The organism is Psychrobacter sp. M13, assembly GCF_030718935.1.
Taxonomy (GTDB): Bacteria; Pseudomonadota; Gammaproteobacteria; order Pseudomonadales; family Moraxellaceae; genus Psychrobacter; species Psychrobacter immobilis_G.
In genome coordinates this window covers 1100481-1117542 of record NZ_CP132194.1, presented here as the reverse complement: position 1 = coordinate 1117542, position 17062 = coordinate 1100481, and the positions used below count along the sequence as shown (strand labels likewise).

8 protein-coding genes are annotated in these 17062 nt (G+C 43.3%); 5 read left to right on the top strand and 3 right to left on the bottom strand.

Features of this window, described 5'->3' with window-relative positions; genetic code table 11:
- Positions 1-130 precede the first annotated feature (130 nt).
- Entirely contained in the window at positions 131-1300 is a 1170-nt protein-coding gene (locus Q9G97_RS04665) for an NUDIX domain-containing protein (RefSeq protein WP_305899908.1), read from the bottom strand.
- Positions 1301-1538: 238 nt separating this feature from the next.
- Here Q9G97_RS04665 and hemP point away from each other — a divergent pair, with 238 nt between their 5' ends.
- Complete coding sequence (hemP, locus tag Q9G97_RS04660; protein WP_201572725.1) at positions 1539-1703, top strand: hemin uptake protein HemP; 165 nt, start codon at positions 1539-1541, stop codon at positions 1701-1703.
- A 119-nt stretch (positions 1704-1822) separates the two neighbouring features.
- On the opposite strand, the gene Q9G97_RS04655 is transcribed toward hemP, so the two are convergent.
- Together Q9G97_RS04655 and Q9G97_RS04650 are read right to left on the bottom strand one after the other, a co-directional pair.
- A complete protein-coding gene (locus Q9G97_RS04655) occupies positions 1823-6814 on the bottom strand; it encodes a translocation/assembly module TamB domain-containing protein (RefSeq protein ID WP_371747928.1) in 4992 nt (1663 codons plus the stop codon).
- A 108-nt stretch (positions 6815-6922) separates the two neighbouring features.
- Positions 6923-10483: an autotransporter assembly complex family protein gene (locus tag Q9G97_RS04650; protein ID WP_305899906.1), complete on the bottom strand. Its 3561-nt coding sequence runs from the start codon at positions 10481-10483 to the stop codon at positions 6923-6925.
- A gap of 288 nt (positions 10484-10771) precedes the next feature.
- Here Q9G97_RS04650 and Q9G97_RS04645 point away from each other — a divergent pair, with 288 nt between their 5' ends.
- From Q9G97_RS04645 to Q9G97_RS04630, 4 genes are all read left to right on the top strand, one after another.
- Positions 10772-12124, top strand: a complete 1353-nt coding sequence (locus tag Q9G97_RS04645; RefSeq protein ID WP_305899905.1) for an MFS transporter — start codon at positions 10772-10774, stop codon at positions 12122-12124.
- 247 nt (positions 12125-12371) lie between these two features.
- Positions 12372-13010 carry a 2-polyprenyl-3-methyl-6-methoxy-1,4-benzoquinone monooxygenase gene (coq7, locus tag Q9G97_RS04640; RefSeq protein ID WP_305900268.1) on the top strand — a complete coding sequence of 213 codons (639 nt, stop codon included), beginning with the start codon at positions 12372-12374 and terminating at the stop codon, positions 13008-13010.
- 258 nt (positions 13011-13268) lie between these two features.
- Entirely contained in the window at positions 13269-14228 is a 960-nt protein-coding gene (locus tag Q9G97_RS04635) for a hypothetical protein (RefSeq protein ID WP_305899904.1), read from the top strand.
- A 316-nt stretch (positions 14229-14544) separates the two neighbouring features.
- Complete coding sequence (locus tag Q9G97_RS04630) at positions 14545-17037, top strand: triacylglycerol lipase (RefSeq protein WP_305899903.1); 2493 nt, start codon at positions 14545-14547, stop codon at positions 17035-17037.
- Positions 17038-17062: the final 25 nt, after the last annotated feature.

Here is a 17062-nt window from a genome sequence, read left to right as displayed (position 1 = left end):
TCATAACAGTGCCACTATGTAGGGAAAAGCAACGGTTTGTAATTAGTTTTGCCTTGTGTTTGTTATTAGCCTTTTATAGTTACTGCTGTGTAAATAGTAGTAAAAACAACTATTTATATTGAAATTTATTTTAATCGTGCAGAAATTGCCGGATACCTGCAATACTCACCGCGCCATAAGTACTGGCTAAGTCATACATATTTGGGTATAAACCGCCCAATGCTATAACAGGTATATCTGCCAATTGTGCCAACGTAGACCACTGCCTCCAGCCTAAAGGATTGTCATCAGGATGGGTATGAGTAGCTAATACTGGCGAGATAAAAACCCCTATCACAGGTGGCAGATGCTGTTGTAGACGCATCTTAGCGATGGCATTAGCTGCTTGTATACTCTGTACATCATGACAGCTTAATATCAAAGGCTGTTCGATATAAAGGCGCTTATTATCATCATAATTAACTCGTAAATTATGAAACCAAGTGAGTACTTCAGCGTGATTAAGATGATACGCAGCTAATTGTGGCCTTAAGCTTTTATAATTTAAATCTTTATTTTTTATTCTCACATCAGTAGTTGTTTTTTTAGTAGTTGTTTCAAAAGTATCAGAACTATCAATACCCCTACTACTTTCAACAGGTAATATGGCCATAATGTCTGAACGCGATTGTAGGATTAAAGCGGCAAAGTGGCTGGCTTGCTTATCTTTTAGTCGCACATATACCCAAGCGTTGTTGGCAATGTTTTGCTGATGAAACCTTAGCCAAGCCTCACAGCTGTCCAATTGAGTCGCAAAATGGGCTAGCGGATAAGTGATAGTGATAAGCTTGGGCAATCTTAACCAAGCTAATATCGTGGTATTCGCCGCTGGCAAATTATATTTATTCTCTAACAAATCAGCTTTATCTACCCAAACCAAAGCTTGTCCCTCAGGGCCAAAATCGTCACCCTTATGCTGCTGATACTGCGCGGCGCTTAGCTCAACTCTATAAACGTGCAGGCAAACTTGCTTATCGCCATAATCATGATGCAAACGCCCAAGCTTGAGGGCGTTATTGCCGCTAATATCGATAGCAACCTCCTCGCTAACCTCACGAATAAGCGCTGCTTGTGCTGTTTCATTAGTATCTATTTTGCCGCCGACGAACTCATAACGATCGCCTTGGTGTTGGCTTGCATCACGGTAGCCTAGCAGATAGTGCTGCTGATAATGGATGACTGCGACTGCGACATTTACTACTTGAGCACTTGACTCGTTCGCAGTAACCTTTCCCGATTTGGCTGATAAGTTATGTGTCATAAAATGACCTATATAATAAGTTCTATTTGTTTTTAACCATAAATCTAAGAGTCTAACTTTATCTAAACACATAAGTTTATATAATAATGCTCACTGATTTACTTATTAGCTTGCAAAGTATAAGATTTTAAATGATAATGATTATCGTTACTTAGTTGAAGCCTCGTTCTATTTATATAGCATAGCTCGCTAAGTGCTAACTATTATAAACCTAGCCAATTATCAAAAGGATTTTATTATGAGCGTTGTGATCTCTCGTTATCTAAACTGCCGTGACAACCGCTTGCCTACTATGCAGTCCCAACATTTATTCGCCTTGACTAAAGAGGTGCGCATTGAGCATGAAGGCGAAGAATATCGCTTGCGCTTGACCCGTAATAATCGTCTCATTTTGACTAAATAAGTCGCCTATATTATTTGTATCCTTATTTCTTAATAAAGATTACTTAATAAAAAATCATGTAATAAAAGCTAACTAATAAAAAACGCCTCTAAGGGCGTTTTTTATTATCTATCAAATGGTTAGAATTTCAGGCTGTAGACGACATCGACAGCGTTTTCGGCGGCTGAGGTAGCCTCGACATAAATACGCCGCGTCAACTGATAACGAATAGACAGACTGTTTTGAGCATTGAACACCCCTACGCCATAACGAATATACAGATCAGGACTGATATAGCCTGTGACATTCAGGTTAGTATCCTCACTATTGCCCGAAGCTTCAACGGTTAAGCCCTGTAGACCGAAAGCTTGACCTATCTGATTGGTCAAGCCACGCGTACTATTTAGGCCAAAGTTAAGGCCAGCTGCCGCTAAGTTATTAGTGACTTGCGACTTAAATCCTTGCTCACTAATTTGACTAGGACTACCGTCATCTATTCGACCCGTTACTAGCGCATTCATGGCTTGCTGCTGGGTCAGACCTGCATTATTAAAGACGACGATATTTGGACTCTCAATGGTACCTGTGACTCGAACCCCTACCGTATCATCGTTGATGATTTTTACCGCCTCGATACTTAAGTTCGGCTTTAGAACATCACCATTGAAGCGTACTTGACCATAATTGAGTTCTAAATTCTGTCCAAATGCATCAATCTTGGTACGACGCGCTACTTGTACTACACCTTTAGCGCGCATGACCCCTGTGCCACTTTGAGTGATATTTAAGGCGCCAGCTAATGGGATAACCGCCCCAAAACCACGGAAATTAATATCATCGCCCAAATCAATCCCGATATCGGCATTGATAGACCAAGGCTTGGAGATCGCTAATACCTCATCGATATTGCCAATCAAACGTCGATCGAGCACGACCGCATCTTCAGTTTGAGTGATGATATCTTCACTGGCCTCTGGCGGTCGAATCGTTGCAGAGGGCACGCTAATCGCCCCTGCGATATTGACGTACTGATCCGTTGGTCGCACGATAATATCGATATCTGGATTGACTTCAGCCAAAAGTAGCGGTGGCTGAGTCAAGACTAAGCGCTCCCCTACGATGCTAAGCTTAGCTTGTAGCTTTTGTCGCCAGTCGATAGTACCGTCCAAAGTTCCTGTCCCTGTCCCACTATTGAACGTACCATCGACAGTGGCTTGAGTACCCCGAATCTTAGCATCGACATTAATTTTGGAGAGATTAACAGGTAGATCAAGCATAGCGACTCGTCCATCAACCAGCTTGACATCACCATAAAACTGCGGCTTATCGAGTGTGCCGCCAAGTCCACCTGCCATCGTGATATTACCTTCTAAGACTCGCATACCTGGGAAGAAGGGTTTTAAAATAGCAAGGTTTAGCTCATTTAGTACCACAGCCCCTGAGATTGGTTTTGGCGTTTTATAGGGATCAACAATCACCTCGGCATAACCACGAGCACCGCGCCCCGTATTAATATCAGTACGCAGCTTTAAGCCCTCAGGCACAGAGACCGCTATCAACGAGACCCGCTTATAAGGCAGAGTCACAGGAGCGGCGTCACCATCTTGAATCAGACCGATTTTGCCATTATCTGAATACAGCGTCGTGTTGATCGTCGGTGGACGCCCTTTTTGCCAGCCCACAATCGCCTTGCCATTGATTTTGCCGTGCCAGTCAATGTCTTTAGGCAAAAACACGGAGAACAAAGAGGTGTCAATCTTCTGTACGGTAAGGTTCACTTGTCCGCTTGTGGCAGAAGCCACTAAGTTTTCGCGCAAACATAACTTGCCACTTTGATCTGTTGCCTGCCAGCAATGCGCGGCTAGCTGCACTTGTAGATCGTTAGCATCAGTTTTAGGTAGATTCACAATCAGCTGTGCAGGTTGCACTTGAGCCAGCGTGGCGTATTGCGACTTGATTTGACCTTTACCTATCGCCCCAGACCAGCTTAGCTTGTCACGATTAAAGCCGCCTTTGAGGCGCGCGGCTATGTTTAGCTGCTCATTAGCAATAGCAAGATTCACAGTATGCGCTTGCTCTGTCCCATTAAAGGCTGCATTAACACTCTTAAAAGTCTGACCTGCAGCGTCCAAGCCCTCAGCGCTAATCACGAGCTGACTTGGGCTATTGGCAAGATTGACTACTTTACCGCGAATGCTGCCTTTACGTAAGATAAAGCCTGGCAGTGAGATGCGCTCGCCCACTAAATCAATATAAATCGTTGGTAATGCTTGACCCTCAGGCTGAGACAGAGTAGCACCACCTGTGACCTTACCTGCTAGATTTTCTGAGAGCTGATCGAGACTGGTAATATTTATCTTAGTCTGTAATTGCTTGGCATTGCCGTTAGCGGTCAGATAATTATCACCCCAACGTAGCACCAAATCATTGGCATTAAGGCTATCGATTAGCGCATTGACTTGCTTGTATTGCGCTCCAGCATCTTGCGCTTGCAAGCGCTTAAAATAGCTGGCGATATCCTCTGGTAGATTAAGCTTGGCTGATAAGCTACCTTTTGCGCTCAACGCCTGCCCTTTTAGATTGCCTGATAAATCAATCTGTTTTAGGTTGATAACTTGCTGAGTTTTACCCCAACTACCATTCGTGTCAATCGAGCCTGTGATAGCGCTTGGAATATTCTTAACGAAATAGCCCAAATTAAAACGATCCATCACCGCATTAATATCCCAAGCGATGCCGCGACGCACATCAACCGTGCCTTTAGCATCGATACTGCCTGCCGCGCCTACATGACGTAAACGCTTAAGGCGAATCAGCTGCGAGTCGCCACTAGCGTCGATAGTCAGCTTGCCTGCTGGTAATTGCTCAGCATCGAGCATCCCATCAAAGTTGATAGCAAAACGTTGCAGCTTGCCTTTGGCATTAGCATTGCTATTAGGTGCTGATTGCCACACGCCGCTGGTAACCAAATCGCCCGTCAAAATAGCGGGGTTATTCGGCAGAAAATATCCTAAATCAAAATTATCAAAACGTCCGTTAACTTGCCAGCCAAGATCTTTACGCAGATCGATAACGCCTTTGGCTTTTACCGCTCCCGCTTCGCCTGCATAATTGAGCTTACGTATATTAATGAGCTTTGTGCTGCCACCAGCATCAATAGATAGCTTGCCTTTTGGCACATCAGCGGTGTCGATTTGACCATCAAAACGCGCATCAAATATTGACAGCTCACCATTAATAAGATCGACTTTTGCGTCGCCTGCACCTGTGATACCTATACCGCGATTATCTTGCGTATCATCCAGCTTAACTTGTAGATCCGTATCATTAAAGCTGATGATATGACGCTGAGCTTTGATACGGTTTTTGCTAATATCTAGCAGGCGCCCGCGCGCGCTAATATTACCGGTCAGGCGCTCAAGCGGCAAATCGCTACGGTAGTTTTTAGGCAGTAGACCCGTAGTACGAGCATCTATTTGCCACGTTAGTGGGCGTTGATTGGTCGCTAATTGAATTTGGCCTGTCCCTGCCAAGTCTCCAACTATTCCTTTATAATTAAGGCGATTAATGTCAATGACGTTGCCGTTCTTACGTATTTGTAAATCATAATTGCCTTTGGGCGCAGCATTTAGCTCATTAATAACCGCATCCGCATCGACAGACAGCCGTGAGCCACGAACCGTGACATCAGCCTGCCCACTTGGACTATCGATGTTGCCGATATTAGGAATAGCGGTGCGCTTAAGATTACGCCATTGAGCATTTATAAATAAAGGCGCAGGCTGTTTGGAGCGCACAGGCTTTTTGCCTTGGACAATATTGGCATCAATAGTCTCGCCATCACGCTGACGCAGATCGACATCGACTTCTAAATTGCCGGCTATATTTTTTTGCTGAAAGTGCAATCCCAGCTTGCCATCTAATTTTTGTGGTGCATAAGCTTGATATTCGCTATATTGCTCAGGGATAACACGGCGTATATCAAAATTACGCCCAAAAGCGTTTATCTTCGCCTCAAAGCTATCTTGCCAACCTAAAGTCCCTTGTGCTAGTAACTGTCCTGCTGGCACATTGGCATTGAGCTGCTCAATATTTAGCTTTTTGTCTGCTAATACTAACAATGCTCGCGCTTGATACTGACCTGAAGGAATATCTTTGGCCGTAAGATCGGTATTGATGCGCAGACTTATCTCAGAGAGTACACCTGAGGCGTTTAGCACCCCTTCTTTGAGATGAATATCTTGCGCATCTGCATAAGGAATAAGCAGATCATCCCATTGCAATTTGGCTTGGAATGGGGCATCACTGGATAACCCTTGGATGACGATATCACCGCGTACATCACCCTCATTATAACGGCTACGTACTTTACCTACCGTACGCTTTAAGGTTCCCGTTGCCGTAATATTGAGTGGGTCTACATAAGCCTTTTCTAACCCACTAACCTCAACGATAGCGCTCAGATCTAACGGATAATCACCTTGCAGATCAATACTACCTTTTAGAGCGTTAATTTTGACAATATCGGCATAGCGTAATCTGCCGCGGCCAACGGAAACTTTGGTATCGACCCAAGTTAGATCCCGAGCATCAATATCGTGGATAATGACAGGCTCTTTGGTCACTTGGTTATAGACGATGGTTTTTATTTTTGCCTGATCAAAGCGCAAATTGACGGGTAGCTGAAGGGTTTTATAATCAAAAGGCTCACCGGTCGGTGGCTTTTGATTGATGATTTCGATGCGCCCAATATTGGCATCACGTAAGTGTACTTCTTTAGCAAACAGCGCACGCCAGCCTATTTTTACATAAGCTTTATCGACTACTATCTCAAGATCATCTGTCGCCTCGATATCAATATCAGTCACCCAGATACCATCGCGCAGATTACCACTACCGTACTTGAACTCAATACCTGTCTCAGCACTTACCTTATCCAGCAAAAACTTAGTGCCAGAGTCTGTGCCTGCCAGATAAAAGAACACCGCAAACATAATCACGAAGACAATAAGGATCAAGATCAATAGTTTGATCAAGAACGATAGCGGATACCAACGGCGCAGCGCGCGCGCATCTCTTTGTGCTGGATCTTGCATTGGATCTTTAGGAGGCGTGGTATTATCAGGCAACATGACACTCAACTGCATTAAAAAATATCATAACTAATCAACGATTAGCATGTTTTGCTTAGGACTGGTTTTGTTTAAAGTAAGTTAAATAGCTTCCTTTAACGACCAGCATTATAAGGGCGATCCGATAAAGAAGTGTAGTCTAACAGGAATGCTCTCCTCAGAGACCCCAGCGGCGACATCAACTCGCACTGTGCCAACTGGCGATGCCCAGCGGATACCAACACCTACACCAACTTTAGTTTCAGTGTCAAAATCGGTGTCGTAGGCGTTACCTACATCAGTGAATACCGCGCCTCGAAAGCCAGGGATAAACTCGTAGTTATACTCAGCGCTACCGACTGCTAGTACTTGACCGCCTGTTAGATAGCTTTTATCAGTTAAAGGCGATTCAAATACAGGCGATAGACTCTCATAATCATAGCCACGAATGCTCCGATCCCCGCCTGCAAAAAAGCGCAACTTATATGGCACACTATCAAAGTCATCAGCCCAAATATAGCCAGTATTAAAACTACCCAATAGCTGATGCTTATTATCCTCTCCAAAACTATATAAGCCGCTGACCCCTGCTCTGACAATCGCCATATCGGTATCGGTCGCTAGGCTCTCAGTGCCGCCCTCAATACTATAATACTGGCGTATACCACTGGTAGGATTGATCACATTATTGACATCGGTCTTATTAATGCCATAACCAAATAACAGCGCCTGTTGAGTAGGTTTTGAGAAAATAAATTCTATAGGGGTGTCCTGTAAATCAATCTCATCTACCCCTGACTCTAGTTTGTCCAAGCGATAATTGACAAAATAGCTGCTATTCCAGCCACTATCTTTACGGATGTTACGAGCTAAAGCGGCTTTTAGAGTTTGGGTCGACAGATCAAAAGTACTTTCGCCTTTATCAATAACTTCTTCTTCATAGGTCAGACGCGCCTCAATCTTATCATTAAGCGGATGCTTCCAAGGACGACTGCCATAGACCGTAGCGTTTTTAGTAATCCTTGAGAGCTCAACCTCAGCCCCTGCTTGATAACCTTGGCGATTAATCAAGTTATAATCGATCTTACCCGTGGCGCGCACCCCTGTATCAGTGCCATAACCTAAGCCCACTTGGGCATCGCGCGGCTTATCGGAAGATACAAACACATACAGGGGTACTTTTTTATTTTCTTTAACTTGTGCTGGAGTGATACGACCCTCTAAAGTTGGCGGTACAAAATTTTCATCCCTAAAGGCTCTCTCTTCATCAGGAATGATCTTTTTAACCACGTTACTAATAGAGTCACTTATTTTACCTAAGAAGTTTTGCGCCTCCTCCTCTTTTTCATCCAGTACTCGATTATTAGGTAGCTGGATTAAGCGCGTTGCTTTTTGCTTAATTGCTTGTAGCTTCTCGCTCGTTTGCTCATCAACTTCAAATTCAATAGGGGCGATATCAGCGGGATCACCGATTGCTGCATTGTCTGAACTGGCGCTACCCGCTATAACTGTACCAGTACCAGTACCAGCATTCTCATCGGTAGTGTTATCAGCGCTACTAGCTTGGCCTAAAGTCGCATTACTATTGTCGTTACTGCTGTTATTACTATTGCTAATAGTCTGATCGCTATCGACATCAGGATCTAAGTCGCTCTCGCTATTGGCAGGTACATTATCGAACGCTAAAGTGCTGGCGGCACTGCGAGCATCAGCTGGTAAGATGGATTCTACGTTTACGGTATTAAAGTAGCGCGTGGCGGATAAGTCATTACCAAACTTGGTAATAGATGGACGATAAAAAGGATCGCCCGCCTCAAAGTCGAACATCTGCTGTAATAAACTTAGTTCAACAGGCAATTTGGCAGGATCTCGAGTGAGAGTATTTGTGGCCTTATCATAAGTGAAGAACACCACCTCGTCAAACTCATAACGATCGCCTGTATTGTACACCAGCGACACATCAGCAGTATTATCAGGCAAGATAACATCCACTGATTTATTGAGCCAATACTGGTCAAAATAGCCATAAGTGTTGCTCAGTGACTCAAGAGCCGCTTTGCTATTCTTGTAAACACGATGATTGAAAATATCACCTTCTTGCGGTGCAAGCTTGGCCTCAAGCTCTTTAAATTCAGGTTGCTCGATACCCGCGCCACGAATATCCACTATGCGACTATCCACCCGTACTGGCTCACCAAGCTTTTCAATAATAACATCGATAGTATCGCTATTAGACTGGCGCAATTTTAAGCTAATATCGTAATAACCAACAGCGCGAGCAGCATCCAATGCAGATTGACGCAAGCGTGGTAGTGCTGCGGTAAAGTCAACCACTGACTGTACGGTAGTGTCATCCAAGGCCGCTTTGATATTGTTTATCGGTTGAATATCTTTATCCGCTTTAATCAGTGTTGTGGTGCTAACGCCATTTTTATCGGTAGCCGCTTGTTGCAGATAGACGGTAGTCTCAACGTGCGGCAAGGCAACAACGCCACCATTGAATAGTTTATTGTAAGCGCGTTTAACAAGGCTCTCAGAGTTACGGGCACTGAGCTTGGGCTTGTTGGCCTGCTCAACGCCTTCGCTCAGCGCTTGCTCATCCGTCGCCACTTGGTACTCTGGTAAGTAATCATCAGGATCTAACGTATTATCGGGCGTCGCTTGGTCACCATTGTCAACGATATCAGGTACTCTACCTGCGCCAGCTTGTGCCTGAATATCTTGGGTCTGATTACCAGCGTCTGTAACAGGCTTACCTTGTTGCTGCGCCAAAGCTTGCTCAGGACGGGCTTGTTGAGTGATATCGGCGCTAGGGTCTACTTGCCCACTACTGACAGCGTCACTGACTTGAATAGGACGGGCCATAATCTCAGCCACTTCCTCGACATCTTGCTGATCCTGAGGCATATTTAGGGTTTCAAGGTTACTAGGCGTCGGCAAGCTGGCTTGATCAAGCTCACTGTCAAACCCAATAGGTGGCTGAGCGCTATCTAAAGTAGCGATAGGTGCGTCAAAATCGTTACCACTAGTAAAGATATCGTCATTGAGACTACTGTCAAAACCACTGTTGTCAGAGTCATTATTATAATCATTAGAAACAGCGTCTTGCTGATTATCTAAAATATCAAGCGCTGCAAGCTCACTCTCAATCTGCTCAGGGGTCATCATCTGATAGCCACTTCGCTGTATTTGCTGCGCTTGTTGTTGTAGCTGTTGCTCTGAGAGAGCAGTTTCATTACCAGCATTAATACTATCGCTATTATTGCTTATAGCTTCATTGCGAGTAGTGCTATTACCTTTGCCGTTGTTGTTTATATTCTGTTGGTTGTACTCTTCTAATACCGAGCGATCAATAATACCCTTTTCGACTGCGTTTTTTAGACGTAAGGCATCTAGTACCGTGTCATCATCTATATCGGCTTTGGTAGTGAGAGATGCATCACTCTTGACGATGTTATTGGCATTACTGTTAATATTGCTGTTAGCATTATCAGCTGCCATTGCTGGCGTCATGGTTATCACTAGACCTAAACTGCTAGCAAGGGCGGTAAATAAAGCGGATCTAGCAAAATGCTTACGCGGATAAGACGCAAGCAAATACCGAGTGCAAGAGCGGTTTGACAACGCTATAGTATGAGTAGTTGGTAGATGATCTACACCAAGTAATGAAGCTTTAGACGGATGATTCATAATGACTTATTTCCTATCACTTCATTTGGCATAAATTAGCTCATAAGTATTGAATTTCAGTTAATATCTGTTAAAGCTTGCAAATAATAACTGAGTTAAATATTAAATCATAGCATCGAAAACAGGTTTTTATTGCAAACCCTTGCTATTATACGGCCTTATAATGATAAAACCTATCTTATATTTAGATAAGTTTTTGATAGTGCTAACTATTATTTATTTAAAGCTTATTTAAATCTCTAAAAGCTTGCCCAAACCACTAGACGTTATATGCTTGTAGGAGCACTTATGGCCAGTCAGTTTCAATTATTTAAGCGCAAGCGCTTTAGTGCGATGTTTTTTACTCAGTTTTTGGGTGCCTTCAACGATAATGTCTTTAAGCAAGCCTTGATATTAGTACTAACTTATACCGCTGCCAGTCAGCTTGGGGTCGAAGTCAGTATTTTGAACAATTTGGCGGCTATGCTATTTATCTTGCCCTATTTCTTATTTTCAGCCTTGGCAGGTCAGCTCGCCGATAAGTTTGAGAAGTCTAAGCTGACGCGTTTTGTCAAGCTGCTTGAGCTTGTTATCATGGCAGTGGCTGCAGTAGGTTTTATCTTTGAATGGTATCCACTGCTTTTTGTGGCACTGTTTTTGATGGGCACTCATTCTACTTTTTTTGGCCCAATTAAATACGCCTATCTACCGCAAGCCATGAAAAAGGATGAGCTGGTCGGCGCTAACGGTTTATTTCAAATGGGTACGTCATTAGCGATATTACTCGGTATGATTATCGCTGGGGTATTAACGCAGTTGCCTCAGTCGCTGTATTGGATCAGCGCTACCGTCTTGATCGTGGCAGTGTTAGGTTACATGGCAGCGCGTTTTATCCCAGTGACGCCTGCGATGCAGCCTGATCTCAAAGTAAACTGGAATATTTTTACCACTAGCGTGGCGACCGTAAAATACTTATATTCGTTACCGTTTTTATTCTTTGTCATCTTAGGTAATAGCTGGTTTTGGTTTTATGGAGCGACGTTTTTGACTCAGACGCCAGAGGTCAGCAAAGTTATCTTACAAGGTGATGAGTCCATCGTTATTTTTTTATTGACGCTGTTTTCAGTTGGTGTATCGATCGGCTCGCTATTATGTAAGACTCTGACCAAAAACCAAGTCAGTTTACGCTTGCTACCTTTTGGTATCGCAGGGTTGAGTATATTTGCTATCGATCTTTATTTTTCGCTGTCAGGATTGAACATAGATACCGGTGATACTCTGCTAGGTATCGGCGGTTTGTTGGATATAACAGGCAGCTGGCGCGTATTTGTAGATTTGTTCTTTTTAGGCTTTAGTGGTGGTCTCTACATTGTACCCCTATACGCTTCTATGCAAGCCTATGCACCAAAAAGCCATCGTGCGCGTATCATTGGTGCGAATAATATTTTCAATGCCATCTTTATGGTGACCTCGGCCATATTTGCTATTGTAGTGTTGAACTCTTTGGCTATGTCATTGCCACAGCTGTTTTTAGTTACCGGCTTATTGAATATAGCTTTCGGACTGTTTTTATACTTAAAGCTCAATAAGCATATTCAGCACGCCGTCATCCAAACGCATGATACTGCTGATGATAGCTTTAGCCAACGTCATGATGACTAACAGCTAGCTCAAAACTAAGTGTAAAAAAGACATAAACAAGGCGTAAACGAACCCCTAAGTACATAATTGCTATGCTGATATTGGCTAAGGTTTGCTATAGTAAAGCCTGTTTTATTCAGCGCAACTGTTCTTAAAAAGTTTTTAAAGATTGTTTAAAAGGCACTTGAAATACGTTTAGCCAATACGCTTAAAATGTGATTAAAATTAGAAAGCTATTATTTATTAATAGTAGGAGTTTATTATGAGTTTGCGCACTTTATCGAAGATGGATCATTTATTGCTTGGCGTTGACCAAGCGCTACGAGCAATCGTTCCACGCTCCAATCCTAGCACCCGCCCGCTACCCGTCAGCAACGATAATATTCCTGAGCTGAGTATCACTGAATCAAGGCATGTGGCTGGTCTTATGCGCATCAATCATACAGGCGAGGTCTGCGCTCAAGGTCTATATCATGGTCAGGGGTTCGCGGCCAAAAATAGTGACGTCAAACAAGCGATGCAAAACTCAGCAGCAGAGGAGGTAGATCACTTGGTTTGGTGTGAGACTCGTCTCGGAGAGCTAGGCAGTCATCCTAGTATCTTCACGCCTTTGTGGTACGGCATGTCATTTGGTCTTGGTGCGGTTGCAGGTGCGATATCTAATGAGTTCAGCTTAGGGTTTGTCGCTGAAACCGAAGCGCAAGTGAGCGAGCATCTACAAGATCATATTGGCCGCTTACCACTGCAAGATCAGCGCTCGCGCGAAATATTAGCACAAATGGATATCGAGGAGCTACACCACCGAGAGCTTGCACTACAAAGTGGCGGCGCCGCTTTGTCACCACCTGTGCGTTACACTATGCGCTTGCTTGCTGATTGTATGAAGAAGGCGTCTTATCACTTCTAGGACATTATTCTTAGTATTTTTAAAGTATATAAGTATCTTCAAATTATTTGTGCTTGTCAAAAATTGGCCTAGTAGTGAAGTTATAGTAGTAAGATATTAATAACAAACTCACTATTGAGTGGCCTTATAATAGTTTGCTACGGTACTGATAATTTGTTAATAATTCTTGCTCAGTTAGACCTTATTAATCCTATTTTAACCCTGCTAATTTTTAATCATACTAATTTTTTAGTCATACTAATAAAGGTATCCTATAATATGAGTCACTCAACTTATCATAAATTTGCAACCCTTACGGCTCTAGCTACTGCTTGCAGCATTATGTTTGCCGTGCCAGCTAGTGCCGCGCCAAACGATACTCTTGCCGTTCCTAGCGCCACTGACTCAAGTAAGCGTGTTGTTCGTCGTGTTCAGCCGAGCACAACGGCTACTCCAGCACAATTGACGCCAGAGCAATTAGCCGCTAATAATGCCGCTGTGCCATTAACACGTCTTTATCAGCCAGGTCCTATTACCGCGACAGGTATTGACATTAGCCTTGGTCAACTGGCCAATATTCCAGTGCCGCAAGCGCTTATCTCTGATGTTAGTTTCATCAAAACAATACTCATTGCTCAAGATACTCGTGGCAATCAGCAGATAGATGTCAGCTTGCTCGATGATTTTATCGAAGATGTTTCTCCTAACGCCCGTCATTATCCGCCAAACTTCCCTAATCGTACTCAGCGCTATAATGCGCGTGAAAAAATTAAAGCTTTATCAGAGTGGATCGATCCGTACGCCAAAGCGCCTGATGCCTCTTATGATGTGCTCATCCGCGCAGCAAAACTTAACGGCATGGGGCGTAACTTAGACTTAGGAACTGACTTTGCCGTACGCGGTAGTCAGTATGTGGATCGCGCTATCAAGAGAAAAGCGGATAGCGGTGAAGCCAACTTTTTGTATGGGATGATGCTCGCTGAGGGCGGCGGCTTTAAAGAGGGGCAAAAATATCTAGATCGTGCGGTCGCGCTTGGATATACCGAAGCGGAACAGAGTCTTGCTCAGTCTGATTTATTAAGTGATCGTCGTAGCCAAGCTTTGGAGCGACTGCGTCGCCTTGAGCGCCAAAACCCTAATAACCCTATATTAAAGCAACAGATCAAATTAGTTGAAGATGGTAAATTTTATATTTGGAATATTCCAGCTCCTGACATTAATGTGACGTCTACTATGTAATACTCGCTTGATAATGTTTACTTAAGCTAGTATTTACTTAAACAACATCAGCGCCAAAGTAAGCTGAGAGTTAGGATAATGATATTAAGACAGTAGTATTAAGAAAGTATTATTAAAAGAGTAATAAAAGCACATTAGTTTTATGTTGATGACTTATCAATAATAAAGCTTATGTGCTTTTTTATGGCTATAACGAAGGTCAGTTAAGGCAAAATTTAGCTAAAAAAATAGTTTATTAATAAAAGTTACGCTACACTTAAATTTTATCGTCTAATGCTTGATGTTTACGTCTGAGCATAATTTATTGAGACTCTCTATGATTATCGCCAGTCTTAACGCTTGCATGAAAGCTTATCGTTACAAGAGAACTACCTCAAACTTAGCTTTGATAGCGGTGTCTTGCCTTGTGCTGCTGCCTGCGTGTAGCACCGTTTCAGTAAACAAACAGACTTCAGCAAAGACTATTACTGACCAGCGTGGTAATATTGCCACTAGTAATAATCTGAGCACCACTACCAGCTCAACCCTATTATCAGCAGGTCTCAACGAACAAGCTTGCTTGCAGAGCTTTGATCTGTGTTTGGATCAGTTGAGCGATAGTATGCTAAATGAGCACTACCGCGCCTCTATGGCAATCTTTGCTGAGCTTCATTACGCCAAAGCTCGCGAGCTTTCAGCATCATCCGACTGCGGCGATGCGCTAACTCGCCCACCACTAGATCCTTATTATGCCAATGCGCCACTAAGTGCTGAGCAGACTGACTTAAAACAAAAAAATACCCGTAACTGCTTGCTCAATTATCAAGCCCGTCTTTTTGATGCCATAAAATATAGCTACAGCTATTTATTTTATGATCGCTTAGAGCATGATTTTGCAGGGGCGGACTTAGATAGTGATAAACGCCAGCAGTACCGAATCCCCAATGATACCGATATTCAAACTCAAGACATCTATAACGCTGCGACTAATGATATCCTCACTCAATTATATGAGTCGATCGATAAAACCAAAATCATGGGCGCAAGTAAGATAAAGTACCTATCTGCAATTAAGACCGTCAACGAGGATCACAAAGCCGCTATTGCCAATCAGACACCTTTGCCTGGCAAGCCTACTGATCAGATAAATGTGATGCAAATAGCATTAGATAATTATAGCCTTAATATCCATCTGCCTAATGAAAATAATTATCTAAAAAACGCTCATAAAGATACCTCAGCCTTAATCGATCTGACCTCAACTTATCAGATGCGCCTAACGGGTCTGAACTCTATTAGTAAGCGTCCAGGATTAGGAGTGAGCTTAGTCGCATCCTTAGATGATCGCTATACAGCTACTATTCGCGAACTGTTATCAGCATCACTATCTGGCAAACTTGGCAAATCTGCTGCTACTGAGCGCGTCGACAATAGTAAAGCTACGGCTCGTATTTATCCGACAGGTCATTTACTACTAACAGGATATATCCAGCCCAAAGGCGACAGTATCTTGGATGTACTTGGAAGCGAGAGTCTAGATATTTATCTATATAACCCTTATCGTAGCGATAGCGTTGATATTTTGGGCGGCAACTATCCACTAGCGGCTAATTTTTCAGCAGGTTATGGACTATGGTTGGCAGAGAATCAGCTAGATGGCGTCGGTTATCTCAATTTGTTGAGTCGTAAAGATGAGACTACTTTACCCAAATTATTCATGCTGGAGCCTTATGATCCTAATAAGCGCGTCCTTATTATGCTCCATGGTCTAGCCTCAAGCCCAGCAACTTGGGTTAATCTAACCAACGATATCTTTAATGATGACAAGCTGCGCGAAAACTACCAAGTGTGGCAGATATTTTATCCGACCAATTTGCCCATTCTAGAGAATCGCTATCAGATTCAAAAATTAATTAACGCCACTTATCAGCAGACTGACCCTAGCATGAGCAACCGCGCCAGCAGTAATAGCGTGATTATTAGCCATAGTATGGGTGCACTGATTGCACGTATGATGGTGTCTGATGATAATTTGGCAAATAATTTAGGTGTGCTTGAGAGCAAAGATAAAAATCTACTAGCTAATAGCAATGAGTTACAGATTGACGATAAGCTTAGAAAAGCATTAAGCGCTGAGGACTTGGGTGAGCGCCTGAAACTTGAAACTTTAACTCAAGTCGATACGGCGGTGTTTTTGTCTGCGCCGTTTCGCGGTACCGATTATGCAGATCGTTGGTTTACCCGCGCGCTGCGACGGATAGTATATCTGCCCGTAGGACTGGTCAAAACAGTCACCGATAATTTGGCTACTATCGCCACTCAAGGAGATTTGGCTCAAAATCCATTAGGTGCCTTGTATCTACAAAATGGCGCCAGCCAGCTCAGTAATAAATCCTCTTTTATCGAATTAACTAAAGATATCAAGATTGACGAAGGTATTACTTATCACTCTATCATCGCTAACAACGATGCGGATATCACCCAAGGCCTTGCACGAATGCAGCCAGGTGGTGCCAAGATAGATTTATCGCAGCCTTTGTCCGACAAGGAGGCTGGTGAGGGTTATAACGCTGCGGCAGTAGCACTTGATGATAACAATGACAATAACGATGATACATCTGGTGCGCCACTGGTCTCCTCAGTGACGGTCAATCAAGATATTAGCCAAGCCTTAACTGAGACGCTATCTGATGGTATCGTGCCTTATACTAGCGCTCATCTTGATGGTGCAGCTTCTGAAACCGTCATCACAGGCGGTCATAGTATTCAATCTAATCCGCAAACTATCCTAACCTTACGCCGAATATTACATCAGCAGTTAAAGCAGTGATATCTACTAAGTGTATCGCTTGAAT